This window comes from Streptomyces sp. NPDC048191 (assembly GCF_040652655.1).
Taxonomy (GTDB): Bacteria; Actinomycetota; Actinomycetes; order Streptomycetales; family Streptomycetaceae; genus Streptomyces.
The window spans coordinates 88,674-104,366 of record NZ_JBEZMO010000010.1 but is presented as its reverse complement, the minus strand read 5'-3'; the positions used below and the strand labels follow the sequence as shown (position 1 = coordinate 104,366).

The following is a 15,693-nucleotide window of genomic DNA, read 5'->3' as shown; positions in this document are numbered from 1 at the left end:
CTACACGCGGCTGAGGTGGCGGTCCAGGATCGCCCTCAGCCGGTCCACGTCCGCGGGGCCGGACAGGCCGCTCTTGGGCAGCGTGGTGAACGTCGTGGCGTTCTTGTCGGCGCTGAACAGGACGAACACGCGCGCCGTCTCCCGGTAGCGGGGCTGTGCGGCCCAGGCGGCCGACGCCGTGGTGTGGTCGGTCGCCACGGACACGCCGCTCTCGGTGACCGTCGCCCGGAACACCCCCCGCTGTTCGGCCAGCCGCTGGAAAGCGCGGGCCTGCAACCACGGAGACAGCGCCAGCGCAGCGGTGGCCACGACCATCGACACCAGCACGCCGGGCGAGAAGTGCTTGTCCCCGCGCGCGAGCGACACGATCTCCACCAGGGCGAAGAACCCCGTCACGTAGGGCATCCACCGATGGACCCGACCCACCCGGCTCACCCGCAGCCGCGCCCGCAGCGCCGAGGTGAGGTCCGCGACCTCCGGCCGGTATCTGAGTTCCACGACTTCCTGCACCGCGCCCCGCCCCATGTCCATGACCATGAGGCGGGATCGTACATAAGCCGATCACCCGGTGCCCGCGCGCGTGCCCGCCCGAGGACTACGAAGGGGAGTCACCCTTCATGGCGGCCTCCATGGCGAGGAGTTCCTCGTTCGGGACGGCGCCGCCGAACCGCCGGTCGCGGGAGGCGAACTCGACGCAGGCCCGCCACAGGTCACGGCGGTCGAAGTCGGGCCACAGCACGTCCTGGAAGACCATCTCGGCGTACGCGCTCTGCCAGAGCAGGTAGTTGGAGGTGCGCTGCTCCCCGCTGGGGCGCAGGAACAGGTCCACGTCGGGCATGTCGGGGTAGTACAGGTACTTCTGGATGGTCTTCTCGGTGACCTTGGACGGGTCCAGCCGCCCCGCCCGCACGTCCTCGGCCAGCGCCTTCGCCGCGTCGGCGAGTTCGGCCCGGCCGCCGTAGTTCATGCAGAAGTACAGCGTGAGCAGGTCATTGCCCTTGGTCTGCTCCTGGGCGACCTGCAGCTCCTTGGCGACCGACTTCCACAGCCTGGGCATACGGCCCACCCAGCGCACCCGGATGCCGAGTTCGTCGAGCTGGTCCCTCGTCTTGCGGATGAAGTCCCGGTTGAAGTTCATCAGGAAGCGGACCTCGTCGGGCGAACGCTTCCAGTTCTCGGTGGAGAAGGCGTACAGGGAGATGTTGCGCACACCGATCTCGATGGAGCCCTGGAGCACGTCGAGCACCCGCTCGGCACCGACCTTGTGCCCCTCGGTGCGGGGCAGCCCGCGCTCCTTGGCCCACCGCCCGTTGCCGTCCATCACGATCGCCACGTGGTTCGGGACGAGTTCACCGGGCAGCTTCGGCGCGCGCGCACCGGACGGGTGCGGCTCCGGCGCCTTGTACTCGCGCCGCTGGCGCCCAAGGATCCCGCGTACCACCATGTGCTCCTCGTCTCCCTCTACGACTTTTCCACGTACCTGAGCGAGCGCAGCCCGCGCTCCAGATGCCAGTGCAGGTAGGCGGACACCAGCCCGCTGCCCTCCCGGACGTACCGCGCCTCGCACGCGTCCGCCGTCTCCCAGTCTCCCGTAAGCAGCGCGCCGAGGAGCACCAGGGTCTGCGGCGACGGTACGACACTGCCGGGCACCCGGCAGTCGGCGCAGACGGAGCCGCCGGAGGCCACGGAGAAGAACCGGTTCGGTCCGGGCATGCCGCACTTCGCGCAGTCGGTGAAACTCGGGGCGTACCCGTTGACGGCGAGGGAGCGGAGCAGGAAGGCGTCGAGGACGAGATGCGGCGCGTGCTCCCCGCGGGCGAGTGTCCGCAGGGCACCCACGAGCAGCAGGTACTGCTGCACGGCCGGCTCGCCCTCGTGATCGGTGAACCGCTCGGCGGTCTCCAGCATGGCCGTCCCGGCGGTGTACCGGGCGTAGTCGGTCACGATGCCGCCACCGTACGGCGCGATCGTCTCACTCTGCGTGCACAGCGGCAGCCCGCGCCCGACCAGCTCGCTCCCCCGCGCGAAGAACTGCACGTCGACATGGGAGAAGGGCTCCAGCCGGGCCCCGAACTTCGACTTGGTCCGGCGCACCCCGCGCGCCACGGCCCGCACACGCCCGTGACCGCGCGTGAGCAGCGTGATGATCCGGTCCGCTTCGCCGAGTTTCTGGGTCCGCAGCACGATGCCGTCGTCGCGGAACAGACTCATGGACACCATTCTCACCCAAGCTCTCCCCCGCCAGGACCGTTAAACAATATGTTGAAGCCGGGCAGCGACCACGATCTCGGAAGACTGGAAGACGGGAGAGCCCGTGCCTCTCGACGGCTTCACCCCCTGGCCCGAGGACACCGCCCTCGCCTACCGCCGCGCCGGCCACTGGCGGGGCCGCCCCCTGCCCGGGCTGCTGCACGACTGGGTGCGCGAGCACGGCCCGCGCACCGCGCTCGTGCACGGCACGACCCGGCTGACGTACTTCCAGCTGGACCGGCGGGTGAGCCGGATGGCCGCGGGGCTGCGCCTGCGCGGCGTCGAGCCCGGCAAGCGGGTCGTGGTGCAGCTGCCGAACACCCCGGAGTTCGTCGTCGCACTCTTCGCCCTGATGCGGGCCGGGGCGATTCCCGTGATCGCGCCGACGGCCCACCGGGAGACGGACATCGCCCGCCTGGTCGCCGCGACCGAGGCCGTCGCCCACATCGGCCCGTCGGTGCACCGTGGCTTCGACCACGCGGAGATGGCCGGCCGGATCGCCGCCGGTTCGACGACGTTGCGGCGGATCTTCACCCTCGCCGCGCCCGGTGAGCAGGCGGGCGGCTTCTCGCTGCTGCCGGGCGGCTGTCTGGCCTTCCCGCTGCACACGGTGGACGAGGCACCCGTGCCGGACCGCCACCTGGACGCCTCCGACGTGGCGTTCCTCCTGCTGTCGGGCGGTACGACGACACCGCCCGAGCTGGTCTGCCGCACCCACGACGACTACGCCTGCCAACTCCGCGCCACCGCCGAGCCGCTCGGCCTCGGCCCCGAGGACGTCTATCTGGCGGCACTCCCCGCGGAGTTCCACCTCACCCTCGGCTGCCCCGGCATCCTCGGCACGCTGGCGGTGGGCGGCACCGTGGTCCTGCTCGACGATCCGGCGCCGGCGACGGTCCTCCGCGCGATCGAGCAGGAACGGGTGACCGTCACCTCGACGGTGCCCGGCACGGCCGCGCGGTGGCTGGACGCCCTGAACGGCGTCGACGCGGGCCTCGGTTCCCTGCGGGTGCTGCAGCTCGGCGGCGCCCGCCTCGACCCGGGCCTGGCCGCACGGATCGAGCCCGGCTTCGGCTGCCGGCTCCAGCGGGTGTACGGCAGGGCGGAGGGGCCGCTCACCGCCACCCGCCTGGACGACCCGCGGGAGGTGGTGTTCACGACGCAGGGCCGCCCCGTCTCCCCGGCCGAGGAGATCCACATCGACGCCCCCGAGGGAGGGACCGGCGAACTCCTCGTCCGCGGGCCCTGCACCCCGCGCGGCTACTACAAGTCCCCCGAGCACAACGCCTCGGCCTTCACCCCGGACGGCTTCCACCGCACCGGGAGCCCGGCCCGGCTGACCCCGGAGGGCAACCTGGTCGTGGAGGGCGACGCCGGACTCGGCCAGGACCCGGCCGGCACACCTGCGCACGGCCACGGACGTTGACGTGGGCGGTCGCCGCGCTCAGCCGCTCGGCGGGGGTGGCGAGGCCGCACGACCACCAGGACCGCCGGGCCGACATTGGTACGCCCTCTGGCGGCTGGTCCATTCGTGTGCGCCGTCTTGACCACCCCCACGCCCCCTCCTATGGTCGCGCTACCGACCGGACGTAGGACGTAGGACGTCGTATCTCCCACCCTCCCCGACGACTTGCTGGAGGACCCGTGCGTGACGACGTGAACCCCGCCGTACCGGCACCGCGCCGCCGGTCGTTCCTGAAGTACACGGGTGCGCTGGGCGCGGCCGCCCTGCTGCCGCCCGTGCTGGCGGGCTGCTCCGCAGGACCGGAGTCCACGAACGACACCGGGAGCGGCGGCAGCGGCAAGGACCGGACGCTGACCGCGGTGATCGGGTACGGCAACGACGGCAGCTGGGATCCGACGCAGACGGCGTCGGCGTTCTGCATGGCCGCCAACAACCATGTCTACGAGGGGCTGCTCGACACCGATCCGATCACCCGGGTGCCGTATCCGGCCCTCGCGACCGCGATCCCCGGCGACCCGAACGCCACCACCTGGCGGTTCACGCTCCGCCCGGGCGCGACCTTCCACGACGGCAAGCCCGTCACCGCCGACGACGTGGTGTTCGTCTTCGACCGGATCCTCGACCCGAAGACCGCGACGCTCGCCAAGGGGTTCTTCGCGAGCTGGCTGGACGGCGTCCGCAAGGCCGACTCCCGCACCGTGGAGCTCGTGCTCAAGTTCCCCTTCCCCGACGGGCTTTCCCGGCTCACCCTCGCCAAGATCATGCCGAAGCACGTCTTCGGCAGGCCCGGCGGCTGGGACGACGCCATCAAGGGGCTGGCCGTGGGCTCGGGGCCGTACCGGCAGACCGCGCACCACCCGAAGTCCAACACCACCTTCGAGGCGTTCGCCGCCTACAACGGACCCCGCAGGCCCGCCTTCAAGCGGATGAACTGGCTGACCATCGTGGACGCCGCCCCCCGCGTCGCGAAGATCTCCGGGTCCGACGCGGGGGCGCAGATCTCGGACAACATCCCGTACGCCAACATCGCGAGGCTGGAGCAAGAGGGCCTGAAGGTCGCGGGCGGGGCCGGGATGAACAACCTGTTCCTGATGTTCAACACCCGGCACAAGCCCTTCGACGACGTCCGGGTGCGGCAGGCGCTGCACTACGCCATCGACACCGAGAAGATGGTGCAGGTCGCCCTGAAGGGGCACGGGAAGCCCGCCTCCTCCTTCCTCAACGAGGGCAATCCGGCCTACCGGCGGGCCAAGACCGTCTACGACTACGACCCGGACAAGGCGAAGGCGCTGCTGAGGGCGGCCGGCGTCACGAACCTCAAGGTCAACATCCTTGCCGTCAACGTCAGTTGGATCGTGGACTGTCTGCCGACGATCAAGTCCTCCTGGGACGCGATCGGCGTACGGACGACCCTCGCGCCGCAGGAGACCACGGCCGTCTTCACGAAGATGGACCAGAAGCAGGACTACCAGGTCGTCGCCGCCGCCTCCAACCCCAACCAGTTCGGGCTCGACGCCGACCTGATCATGCATTACAACTACGGGCCGCAGAACCTGTGGATGGGCTACACCCGGTGGGCCGACAACCCCGTCGCCAAGCAGCTCTTCAAGGACATGGACCGGGCGACCCGGGAGCCGGACGCGGCGAGGAAGAAGGCCATCATCCAGGACTACATCGACGTCGTCGCCGAGCAGGCCGTGCTGTACCCGGTGGTGCACAACGAGCTGATGACGGCCTGGGACGCCCGTAAGCTCACGGGTATAAGGGCGCAGCCCTACCCGGGCATCAACCTCCTCCAGGCCAAGTGGGTCTGACGGCATGACGGCCGTCGCACGGATCCTGCTCCGCCGGATCGCGCTGCTCGTGCCCCTGATGCTCGGGATCGTGCTGTTCGTGTTCCTGGTGATGCGGTTCTCGGACGTCGACCCGGCGTCCGCGTTCTTCCAGGGTGCCAACCCGACCCCGCAGCAACTGCACGACTTCCGGGAGCGCAACGGCCTGCTCGACCCGCTCCCGGTGCGGTACGTCCACTTCGTCGGCGCTCTGCTCCACGGCGACCTCGGCACCAGCGCCCTGACCCGGGCGCCGGTGGCCGACCAGGTCACCACCGCGCTGCCGCTCACCCTCCAGCTGACCTTCCTCGGTCTCGCCGTCGCGGTGGTGCTGGCGCTGGCGGGCGGGGTGACGGCGGCCGTGTACCGGGACCGGCTGCCGGACCAGGTCATCCGGGTCGTCTCGCTGGTCGGGGTGGCCGCGCCCGGGTTCTGGCTGGCACTGCTGATGATCCAGTACCTGGCCGTGGACCGGGGCTGGTTCCCGACCGGCGGCTACATCAACCCGGCCGACTCGGTCACCGGCTGGCTGAAGACCATGGCGCTGCCCGCCTTCGCCCTGTCCCTGCCGGTCGCCGCGCAGCTGACGAGGATCGTCCGCACCTCGGTCGTGGAGGAACTGGACAAGGACTACGTCCGCACGGCCGTCGGGAGCGGGCTTCCGCCCCGCGTCGTCGTCGGGCGCAACGTCCTGCGCAACGCCCTCGTCAATCCGCTGACGGTGCTCGGGCTGCGGGTCGGCTACCTCCTCGGCGGTGCCGTCGTCATCGAGACGATCTTCTCGCTGCCCGGCATGGGCAAGCTGATGATCGACGCGGTGCAGAACGGCGACCCGGCGGTGGTGCAGGGGGTGGTCCTGACGACCGCCACCGGGTTCGTCGTCGTCAACCTCGTCATCGACATCCTGTATCTGCTGGTCAACCCACGTCTGAGGGCGGCCTGATGGTCACGCGTGCGCGTCTTGCCGAACGGCTCACCCGGCCCGGCGTCCGGCTGCGCGGCTGGCGCCGGCTGCCACCGCTGTCGAAGATCGCCGTCTGTCTGCTGGCCGTGGTGGTGCTGGTCGCCGTACTCGCCCCGGTCCTCGCCCCGGACGATCCGCTGGACCAGCAGGACCCGGTGGGCGGCAGCGGGCATCCGTCCGCCGCGCACTGGCTCGGGCAGGACAGCCTCGGCCGGGACATCCTGAGCCGGCTGATGTACGGCGCCCGGTGGTCGCTGGCGATCGGGCTGGGGGCGACGGCGCTCGCCCTGGTCGTGGGCGCCGTCACGGGAGCGGTGGCCGCCACCTCCCGCAAGGCGGTCGACGAGACGCTGATGCGCTGCCTGGACGTGGTCATGGCGTTCCCGGGCATCGCGCTCGCGGCCGTCCTGGTCGCCGTGTTCGGCGGCGGCATCGGGGTGCTGATCTGCGCGATCGCCTTCCTGTTCACGCCGCCGGTGGCGCGGGTCGTACGGGCGAACGTCCTCGACCAGTACGGCGAGGACTACGTCACGGCGGAACGGGTGATCGGCGCCCGCACCCCGCACATCGTGCTGCGGCACGTGGCCGTCAACTGCGCCGCCCCGGTGCTGGTGTTCTGCACGGTCCAGGTCGCCGAGGCGATCGTGTTCGAGGCGTCGCTGTCCTTCATCGGCGCCGGTGTCCGGCCGCCGGACCCGTCCTGGGGCAGTGTCATCGCCGACGGCAAGAACATGGTGCTGACCGGCGGCTGGTGGGCGACCGTCTTCCCCGGTCTGCTGATCCTCATGACCGTGCTGTCGCTGAACATCCTCTCCGAGGGCGTCTCCGACGCGTGGGCCGCACCGGCGCCCAGGGAGGTGCGGGCACCCGCGGACCGGCTTCAGGCACCGGAGCCCGGCAGCGGTGAGGTGCTGCGGCTGCCCGGACTGACCGAGGCCGCCCGGCGGCTGCGGTCCCGGGCCCGGCCGCTGCCCGGCCGCGGCGGGCAGCCGGTGCTCGCCGTGGAGAACCTCACCATCGGCTTCCCGGACCGGCACCGTGGCGTGGACATCGTCGCCGAGGTCGGCTTCGAGGTGTACCCCGGGGAAGTGCTCGGCCTGGTGGGCGAGTCGGGGTGTGGGAAGTCGCTGACCGCGCTCACCGTCATGGGGCTCCAGCCGAGGGGCGCGCGCATCGGCGGCCAGGTCCGCTTCCGGCAGCGGGACCTGCTCGCGGAGCCGGTGCGGGCGCGGCGGCGGCTGCTCGGGCACGAGATGGCGATGGTCTACCAGGACGCCCTGTCCTCACTGAACCCGGCGATGACCATCCGCGCCCAGCTCAAGCAGCTCGTCCGGCGCGGCGGCCGGCGCGGTCCGCGTGAACTGATGGAGCTGGTCGGCCTGGACCCCGACCGCACCCTGCGCAGCTATCCGCACGAGCTGTCCGGCGGCCAGCGTCAGCGCGTGCTCATCGCCATGGCTCTCTCCCGCGACCCACGGCTGATCGTCGCCGACGAACCGACGACCGCCCTGGACGTCACCGTGCAGGCCCAGGTGATGGAACTGCTGCTGCGGCTGCGCGCGGAGCTGGGCTTCGCGCTGATCCTGGTCTCGCACGATCTGGCGCTGGTCGCCGACGTCACCGACCGGGTGGTGGTGATGTACGGCGGGCAGATCGTGGAGAGCGGGGTCACCGCCGACCTGGTGGCGGCGCCGGCCCACCACTACACGCGCGGTCTGCTCGGCAGCGTGCTGTCGCTGGAGTCGGCCGAGGAACGGCTGACGCAGATCAAGGGCGTCGTACCGGCCCCGGCCGACTTCCCGGCGGGCTGCCGCTTCGCCGACCGCTGCCCGCTGGCGACCGAGGTGTGCCACGTCGCCGCTCCCGTCCTCACCGGTACGGCCACCCACACGGCCGCCTGCCACCACCCCGCGGTGCGCCCCGCGTCGGCGGAGAACGAGGAGGCGCTGCAGTGACCGCTGTCGTCGAGGTCCGGGACGCGCATGTGGTGCACAAGGCACGCAGCGGCGGCCTGCTGAGCCGCGACCGGGTGTACGCCCTGACCGGCGCCGGCCTCACCGTCGCCGCCGGGGAGACGGTGGGCGTGGTCGGCGAGTCGGGGTGCGGGAAGTCGACGCTGGCACGGGTGCTGGTCGGCATCCAGCGGCCGGCCTCCGGAACGGTGGCCTTCCAGGGCCGTGACCTGTGGACGATGCCGGCCGCCGAGCGCCGGGCCACTGTCGGCGCGGGCGTCGGGATGGTCTTCCAGGACCCGTCCACGGCGCTGAACCGGCGGCTGACGGTACGCCGGATCCTGCGCGACCCGCTGGACGTCCACGGCCGCGGGACCGGCACCGAACGGGAGGACCGGGTGGGTGAGTTGATGGCCCTGGTCGGCCTGCCCCGGGCCCTCGCCGACGCACTGCCCGGACAGCTCTCCGGCGGGCAGCGGCAGCGCGTCGCCATCGCCCGCGCGCTCGCCCTGGACCCGGCCCTGGTCGTCGCCGACGAGCCGACCAGCGCCCTGGACGTGTCGGTCCGCGCCCAGATCCTCAACCTGCTGCTGGACCTGAAGGAACGGCTCGGTCTCGCCCTGGTGTTCGTCTCGCACGACATCCAGACGGTACGGCGGATGAGCGACCGGGTGATCACGATGTACCTGGGGCGGATCGTGGAGGAGACCCCGGCCGACCGGGTCACCGACGCCGCCCGGCACCCGTACACCCGCGCCCTGTTCTCGGCCACGCCCGGTCTGCTGGACCCCATCGAGCCGATCCCGCTGACCGGGCCGGTGCCCTCGGCGACCCGGCCGCCCAGCGGCTGCCCGTTCCGCACCCGGTGCTGGAAGGCGGACGAGGTGTGCGCCGAGGTGATGCCGGACTTCTCGGCCGCGTCACGGCCCGGACACCGCTACCGGTGCCACCATCCTGTCCAGGAGGAGGAATCGACCCGCGACCTAGCACGCCAGGAGCCCTGACATGCCCTTCCCCGCCCCGCTCACCGGTGTCGTCCCGCCCGTCTGCACGCCCCTGACACCGGAACGCGAGGTGGACGTCCCCTCGCTGCTCGGGCTGGTCGGCCATCTGGTGGAGGGCGGGGTGCACGCGCTGTTCCTGCTCGGGTCGACGTCCGAGGCAGCGTTCCTGACGGACCGCCAGCGCAGGCAGGTGGTGGAGGCGGTCGTGGCCCATGTCGGCGGACAGCTGCCGGTCCTGGCGGGCGCCATCGACATGACCACCCCGCGCGTCCTGGACCACGTCAGGGCGGTGACGGCGGCCGGAGCGGAGGCCGTGGTCGTCACGGCGCCCTTCTACGCCCGCACCCACCGCTCCGAGATCGTCCACCACTACCGCAGGATCGCCGCCGCCTCCACGGTGCCGGTCATCGCCTACGACATCCCCGTCGCCGTGCACACCAAGCTCCCCGCCGACGTGGTGCTGGGCCTGGCCGCCGACGGGGTGCTGGCCGGGATCAAGGACTCCAGCGGGGATCTGGCCGCCTTCCGCGAGATCGTCACCGGCGCCCGCACGCACTCCGGGTTCAGCGTGCTCACCGGCTCCGAACTGGTCGTGGACTCCGCGCTGGCGCTGGGCGCCGACGGGGCGGTGCCGGGGCTGGCCAACGTCGACCCGCACGGATACGTCCGGCTGTACCGGATGTGCCGTGCCGGGGACTGGGAGGGGGCACGGCTCGAGCAGGAGCGGCTGTGCGCGCTGTTCGGGATGGTCACGGCCGGGGATCCGGCGCGGATGGGCGGCAGTTCGTCGGCGCTGGGCGCGTTCAAGGCCGCGCTGCATCTGCGCGGCGTCATCGACTGCCCGGTGACGGCCGAACCGCAGGTGCCGCTGTCCGGCGAGGAGACGGAACGGGTCGGCAAGTTCCTGGCGGCGGCCGGGCTGCTCTAAGGCCTGCCGGTCAGGGACAGTCTGCGGAACTCCAGGGTGTCGTAGCTGTGGGCGGTGCCCGTCTCGTACAGGACGCCGAGCGTGTGGTGGCCGAGCTGTACGAGGTCGGAGTAGGCGGCGGGCCGGTTCGACAGGGTGAGCAGCCGGGCGAAGGTGTGGCCGAAGTCCGTGCTGGACCAGATCGCCAGGGCGCGGCGGGCGGTCGGCACGGAGGGCGCCGAGAACAGCAACGGGGCTCCGGGCCCGCGGAGTTGCAGGACGCTGCCCTGGACGACCGGCACGTCGTTGAGGGTGGGCTGGACCGCGTAGGGCCGGTCCAGGGACCGGCCGCCGTCACCGGAGTAGGAGTCCAGGCGGTTGCCGGGGGCGGTGCCGTACTGGTCACGTGCGTTGAAGTACAGCCTGCCGTCCGGGAGTTGCGCGGCCGTCGTCTCGTTGGTGTTGGTCACGCCGTTGTGGGTGCCGGTCACGAAACCGAGCTGCCAGGTGCGGCCGCCGTCGTCGCTGTAGAGCGCGTGCCCGCCGTCGTACCGGGGTCCGCGTCCGGCGGAACCGGCGGTCGGGGCGACGGAGTGGTTGGCGGGGACGAGCAGGCGGCCGGCGTACCGGCCCCGGGTGAGGGCCACCGCATGGCCGGGACCGGTGGCGTACCAGCGCCACCCGGGCCGCTTCACCTGTGCCGTGATGTCCGCCGGGGGCGTGAAGCGGCGGCCGTCGTCCCAGCTGCGCTGCACGAAGACCCGGCGGTCCGCCTCCCCGCGCCGGACCTGCTCCTCCGTCGCCCTTCCGCTGTTGGCGCAGGTCACCAGGACGACGGCACCGGTACGCGGGTCCACGACCGGTGCCGGGTTGCCCCGGGTGTCCCCGCGCCCCGCGGCCACCACCGTGAGCGGTCCCCAGGTGCAGCCCCCGTCGGTGGAGCGGCGCAGCACCACGTCGATGTCCCCGCTGTCGCCGGCCCCGTCCCGCCGCCCCTCGGCGAAGGCCAGCACGGTGCCGTGCCGCGTCTTCACGACCGCGGGGATGCGGTAGACGGCGTACCCGCCGCGCCCCGAGACGTACGGGACGGAGGAGACGCAGCCGGGGTACGCGCGCGCCGGTGCCGCGTGGGCGGTGGCCGCCCGGGCGGTCAGGGGGCGCGCCTGGGCGGAGCCCGCCGTGCGCAGGCAGGCGCCGAGCGGGGTGAGGAGCGCGAGGACGGCGAGCAGGGTGCGGCGCTTCGGTGTCACCCGCCCATGTTCCCCGGAACCACCAGCCCCGACTCGTAGCCGGCGATCACCAGCTGGGCGCGGTCCCGGGCGCCGAGCTTGCCCATGATCCGGCTGACGTGGGTCTTGGCGGTGAGCGGGCTCAGCCCCAACACGTCGGCGATCTCCGCGTTGTTGAGGCCGCGCGCGACCAGGGTCAGCACTTGACGCTCCCGGTCCGAGAGGCACTCGGGGCCGCCGGTCACGGGTACCGAGGGGCTGCGCAGGAACCGCTCGATCAGGCGTGCCGTGGGGCCCGGCGAGAGCAGTGCCTCCCCCGCCGCGACCGTACGGATCGCGTCGAGGAGGTCGGCCGGCCGGGTGTCCTTCACCAGGAATCCGGAGGCACCGGCCCGCAGCGCCTCCACCACGTGCTCGTCGGTGTCGTAGGTGGTGAGCACCAGGACCCTGACCCCGGCGAGGTCCTCGTCGGCGGCGATCAGCCGGGTCGCCTCGATGCCGTCCAGACCGGGCATGCGGATGTCCATCAGGACCACGTCGGCGCGCCCGGTCCGGGCGAGGTCGGCGGCCTCGCGCCCGGTGCCCGCCTGTCCGACGACCTCCATGTCCGGCGCCGACTCCACGAGCATCGCGAACGCGGCCCGCACCAGGGTCTGGTCGTCGGCGAGCAGCACTCTGATCACGCCGTCTCCCGCAGCGGCAGTACGGCGCTCACCTGGAAGCCCCGGCCGTCGACGCGGGGTCCGGCGTCGACCGTGCCGCCGACGCTGCGGGCCCGCTCCCGCATCCCGGCGAGCCCGAAGCCGGGTGGACCGTCGCCGGCGCCGCCCGTGCCGTCGTCGACGACGTGGACACGCAGGGCGCTCTCCTCCTCGTACACGCCCACGCGCACGGTCAGGTCGGCCCGGCCGCCGTGCCGTACCGCGTTGGTGAGCGCCTCCTGCACGATCCGGTAGGCGGCGGCGCCGACGGCCGGCGGCACCCCGTCGCCCCGGACGGTCAGCTCCACCCGGGCGCCCGTCGACTTCGCCAGTTCGGCGAGGCCTTCGAGACCGGGCAGGGGGCCGCGGGCGTCCGGCGCGCCGGGGTCGCGCAGCACCTCCAGGGTCGTACGGAGCTCGCCGCGGGCCGTGCGGCAGGTCTCGGCGATGTCGTCGAGGGCCTTCGCGACGGCCGTACGGTCCAGGCGCTCGGGGTCGGCCTCCAGGACGTGTGCCGCGACCGAGGTCTGCACACCGATGAGGGTGATGGTGTGGGCGAGCAGGTCGTGCAGGTCACGGGCGACGCGCAGGCGTTCCTCCGCGACCCGGCGCCGGGCCTCCTCCTCGCGGGTGCGTTCGGCGCGTTCGGCGCGTTCCACGGCGGCGGCGGCGTTCTCGCGGTGGACGCGGAGGTACCCGCCGAGGACCAGCATGGAGACGATCCAGCCGGTGATCTGGAAGCTCACCTGGACCCCGGCCATGCCGTGGCGGATCTTCAGGAGCAGCATCAGCAGGACGACGGCGGCGCCGATCAGGGCCGTGCGCCGGGGGCCGTGGGTCACCGCCACCGTGTAGAGGACGACCATCGAGGCGGCGGTGGGCGCCGAGTGGTTGTAGTCCAGCTGGTGGTAGGTCGCGATCAGCGTGATCATGACGGCCAGCACGGCGAGCGGGGCCCGCCGGCGCCAGACCAGCGGGACGTGCAGGCCGAGCAGCAGCGCCCAGCCGAGCGCGTCCGGGTGCCGGCCGCTGCCGACGGTGACGGCGATGCCGGACGCGAGCGCGGCGAGGGCGGCGGCCAGGAGCGCGTCCTGGCGCTGGGGATCCAGGGACGCGAGGGTCCGGCCGGGCCGGGACGCGGTGACGGGTGCCTGCACGGGACTCATCTTCCGCTACGCGTCCACGGGCTCGGGCACGCGGGCCGGGTCCGGGACCGGGCGGGACAGCCGGCCGGGCCACCACACCCTGCGCCCGAGCGCGACGCTCGCGCTGGTCACCAGGTAGGTGCGGACCAGGAAGGTGTCCAGCAGGACGCCGACGGCGATGACGAAGCCCAGCTCGACCAGCGGCACCAGGCCCATGTTCGTCAGCACCGCGAAGGTGGCCGCGAGCACCAGCCCGGCGGAGGCGATGACCCCGCCGGTGGTGCGCAGGGCGGTGAGGGCGGCGTCGCCGGGCGCCGCCCCGCGCAGTGCCTCCTCCCGCATCCGGTGCATCAGGAAGATGCCGTAGTCGACGCCGAGGGCGACCAGGAAGACGAAGGACAGCAGGCCGAGGCCGGGGTCGGTGCCGTGGAAGCCGAACAGCGGCCCGAAGGCGAGCCCGCCGAGGCCGAGCGCGGCGCCCCAGACGGCGACCACGGCGGCCACCAGCAGCAGCGGGGCGACGAGGGAGCGCAGCAGGACGACCAGGATCAGCAGGACGGCGGCGAGGACGAGCGGGACCACGACCACGCGGTCCCGGGCGCCGGTGTCCCTCAGGTCGAGTTGCTGGGCGCTGGGTCCGCCGACGTGGGAGCCGGGCAACCGGTGCCGGAGCGCCTCGATGGTGGCGGTCTCGGCGGCGGACTGGGGCGGGGCGGACGCGGACACCGTGATCTCGGTCCAGCCCCCGCCGGTACGGCCCGCGCGGGCGTCCGCCACGCCCCTGGTGCCCTTGGCCTCGGCCAGGGTGGCGTCGGCCCGCCCGGCCGGGGTCATGATCTCGATGGGCTGCGCGGACCGCTCCGCGTAGGCCCTGGCCACGGTCTCCATCGCGGTCACGGACTCGGGCCGGTCCACGAAGGTGTCCAGCTGCTTGATCGCGCCGGGCAGGCCGAGGGCGCCCAGCGCGAGCGCGCCGAGCAGCACGGTGCCGGAGGCGAGGACGGTCAGCGGGCGGCGCCCGGCGGAGGAGCCCATCGCCGCGAACAGGGAACGGCGGGCCTTGGGCGTGCTGCCGTGGGCGGGTACGAGCGGCCAGAAGACGCGGCGGCCGAGCAGGACGAGGACGGCCGGGAGCAGGGTCAGCATCGCGGCGAGCGCGCACAGCACGCCCACCGTGCCGAGCGGGCCCATGCCCCGGCTGGAGTTGAGGTCGGCGGCGAGCAGGCAGAGCAGTCCGGCGGCGACCGTGCCGGAGGAGGCGAGGACGGCGGGCCCGCAGCCGCGCAGGGCGGCGCGCATCGCGTCGTACGGGCGCTCGTGCCGGCGCAGTTCCTCGCGGTGGCGGGAGACGAGGAGCAGGGCGTAGTCGGTGCCGGCGCCGAAGACGAGGATGGTCATGATGCCGGCGCTCTGGCCGGAGACGGTGGTGCCGAAGGCCTGGTTGAGGCCGTAGGCGGCGGCGCGGGCGAGGAAGTCGGAGAGGCCCGCGACGACGAGCGGGACCAGCCACAGCAGGGGGCTGCGGTAGATGAGGACGAGCAGGATCGCGACCACGGCGACCGTGGTGTAGAGCAGGGGCCCGCCGAGCGAGGCGTAGACGCCGGAGGCGTCGGTGGCGAGGGCGGCCGGCCCGCCGACCCGTACGCTCAGCCCTCCCTGGCCGTGGGCGAGGCGGCGTACGTCGTCGACGAAGTCGTTCCGCTTCTTCTCGTCCGTGCCGGGCTCGTTGCTGGAGACGGGGTACATCAGGGTGGTGCCGTCGGCGGACGGGACGCCCCGCGGGGTGCGGGCGGTGAGGCGGTGGTGCTCGGCGATCCCGGCGAGCTGGGTCCGTGCGGTGGTCCGGTCGGCGGCGGTGAGACCGGACGCCCGGTGGTAGACGAGGACCAGCTCGGTGGTCTCGCCGCCGGGCAGCCGGTCCTGCAGCTCGGCGACCTGGGTGGAGTCGGCGGAAGCCGGCAGGTAGTCGGTGGCCCGGTCGTGCTGGACGTCGCCCAGCTTGACGGCGAACGGCCCGGCGACGGCCAGCAGCACCGCCCACAGTCCGACGACCAGCCAGGGCAGCCCCCGGCCCCTCCGTGTTGTCACGGCCCCCACGGATCCCATGGATCGGGCCTCCCCTCCGCTGCGGATGTCTGGATCGGCTTCCAGACTTCCGGCGAAGTGGCCGGAAAACGTCGGACGCGGGAGCGAGTTCACGGGTACTGCCCGAGGCGGTGTCGGGTTGGCGTTACTCCCCGGGGA

Annotated in this window: 13 protein-coding genes; 6 read left to right on the top strand and 7 right to left on the bottom strand. The window is 72.9% G+C overall.

Going from position 1 to position 15,693, the window contains the following annotated elements:
- The 3 genes from AB0D93_RS18690 to recO are packed head-to-tail and all read right to left on the bottom strand — an operon-like array spanning window position 1 to window position 2,211.
- A complete protein-coding gene (locus AB0D93_RS18690) occupies window positions 1-537 on the bottom strand; it encodes a YcxB family protein (protein WP_362120553.1) in 537 nt (178 codons plus the stop codon).
- 58 nt (window positions 538-595) lie between these two features.
- On the bottom strand, window positions 596-1,444 hold the full coding sequence (locus tag AB0D93_RS18685; protein WP_362120551.1) for an isoprenyl transferase: 849 nt from the start codon (window positions 1,442-1,444) through the stop codon (window positions 596-598).
- A gap of 17 nt (window positions 1,445-1,461) precedes the next feature.
- Window positions 1,462-2,211, bottom strand: coding sequence for a DNA repair protein RecO (recO, locus tag AB0D93_RS18680; protein WP_362120549.1), 750 nt, complete (start codon window positions 2,209-2,211; stop codon window positions 1,462-1,464).
- A gap of 103 nt (window positions 2,212-2,314) precedes the next feature.
- On the opposite strand from recO, the gene AB0D93_RS18675 reads away from it, so the two are divergent.
- From AB0D93_RS18675 to AB0D93_RS18650, 6 genes are all read left to right on the top strand, one after another.
- Complete coding sequence (locus AB0D93_RS18675; RefSeq protein ID WP_362120547.1) at window positions 2,315-3,676, top strand: AMP-binding protein; 1,362 nt, start codon at window positions 2,315-2,317, stop codon at window positions 3,674-3,676.
- A 218-nt stretch (window positions 3,677-3,894) separates the two neighbouring features.
- Window positions 3,895-5,529 carry an ABC transporter substrate-binding protein gene (locus AB0D93_RS18670; protein WP_362120545.1) on the top strand — a complete coding sequence of 545 codons (1,635 nt, stop codon included), beginning with the start codon at window positions 3,895-3,897 and terminating at the stop codon, window positions 5,527-5,529.
- Window positions 5,530-5,533: 4 nt separating this feature from the next.
- Window positions 5,534-6,490 (top strand): ABC transporter permease, encoded by a 957-nt coding sequence (locus tag AB0D93_RS18665; protein WP_362120543.1) that lies wholly within the window; start codon window positions 5,534-5,536, stop codon window positions 6,488-6,490.
- Window positions 6,490-8,466, top strand: coding sequence for a dipeptide/oligopeptide/nickel ABC transporter permease/ATP-binding protein (locus AB0D93_RS18660; protein ID WP_362120541.1), 1,977 nt, complete (start codon window positions 6,490-6,492; stop codon window positions 8,464-8,466). Before AB0D93_RS18665 ends, AB0D93_RS18660 begins: the two co-directional genes overlap by 1 nt.
- On the top strand, window positions 8,463-9,467 hold the full coding sequence (locus AB0D93_RS18655; protein WP_362120539.1) for an ABC transporter ATP-binding protein: 1,005 nt from the start codon (window positions 8,463-8,465) through the stop codon (window positions 9,465-9,467). Before AB0D93_RS18660 ends, AB0D93_RS18655 begins: the two co-directional genes overlap by 4 nt.
- A gap of 1 nt (window position 9,468) precedes the next feature.
- Complete coding sequence (locus AB0D93_RS18650) at window positions 9,469-10,395, top strand: dihydrodipicolinate synthase family protein (protein WP_362120537.1); 927 nt, start codon at window positions 9,469-9,471, stop codon at window positions 10,393-10,395.
- Here the strand turns inward: AB0D93_RS18650 and AB0D93_RS18645 are convergent.
- From AB0D93_RS18645 to AB0D93_RS18630, 4 genes are all read right to left on the bottom strand, one after another.
- Window positions 10,392-11,528, bottom strand: coding sequence for a sialidase family protein (locus tag AB0D93_RS18645; protein WP_362120834.1), 1,137 nt, complete (start codon window positions 11,526-11,528; stop codon window positions 10,392-10,394). The genes AB0D93_RS18650 and AB0D93_RS18645 overlap by 4 nt on opposite strands.
- 92 nt (window positions 11,529-11,620) lie before the next feature.
- On the bottom strand, window positions 11,621-12,232 hold the full coding sequence (locus tag AB0D93_RS18640; RefSeq protein ID WP_362120832.1) for a response regulator transcription factor: 612 nt from the start codon (window positions 12,230-12,232) through the stop codon (window positions 11,621-11,623).
- A 50-nt stretch (window positions 12,233-12,282) separates the two neighbouring features.
- The gene (locus AB0D93_RS18635; RefSeq protein WP_362120535.1) at window positions 12,283-13,470 is read right to left on the bottom strand and encodes a histidine kinase; all 1,188 of its coding nucleotides are present in this window, start codon (window positions 13,468-13,470) and stop codon (window positions 12,283-12,285) included.
- A gap of 6 nt (window positions 13,471-13,476) precedes the next feature.
- A complete protein-coding gene (locus tag AB0D93_RS18630) occupies window positions 13,477-15,555 on the bottom strand; it encodes an MMPL family transporter (protein ID WP_362120533.1) in 2,079 nt (692 codons plus the stop codon).
- Between the last annotated feature and the right edge of the window lie 138 nt (window positions 15,556-15,693).

Excerpts from the sequence above, each read along its gene's own strand:
- AB0D93_RS18650 (WP_362120537.1), top strand. The coding sequence starts at position 9,469 with ATGCCCTTCCCCGCCCCGCTCACCGGTGTCGTCCCGCCCGTCTGCACG.
- AB0D93_RS18630 (WP_362120533.1), bottom strand. The coding sequence starts at position 15,555 with ATGGGATCCGTGGGGGCCGTGACAACACGGAGGGGCCGGGGGCTGCCC.
- AB0D93_RS18640 (WP_362120832.1), bottom strand. The coding sequence starts at position 12,232 with ATGCTCGTGGAGTCGGCGCCGGACATGGAGGTCGTCGGACAGGCGGGC.
- AB0D93_RS18690 (WP_362120553.1), bottom strand. The coding sequence starts at position 537 with ATGGTCATGGACATGGGGCGGGGCGCGGTGCAGGAAGTCGTGGAACTC.
- AB0D93_RS18635 (WP_362120535.1), bottom strand. The coding sequence starts at position 13,470 with ATGAGTCCCGTGCAGGCACCCGTCACCGCGTCCCGGCCCGGCCGGACC.
- AB0D93_RS18665 (WP_362120543.1), top strand. The coding sequence starts at position 5,534 with ATGACGGCCGTCGCACGGATCCTGCTCCGCCGGATCGCGCTGCTCGTG.
- AB0D93_RS18660 (WP_362120541.1), top strand. The coding sequence starts at position 6,490 with ATGGTCACGCGTGCGCGTCTTGCCGAACGGCTCACCCGGCCCGGCGTC.
- recO (WP_362120549.1), bottom strand. The coding sequence starts at position 2,211 with ATGAGTCTGTTCCGCGACGACGGCATCGTGCTGCGGACCCAGAAACTC.
- AB0D93_RS18685 (WP_362120551.1), bottom strand. The coding sequence starts at position 1,444 with ATGGTGGTACGCGGGATCCTTGGGCGCCAGCGGCGCGAGTACAAGGCG.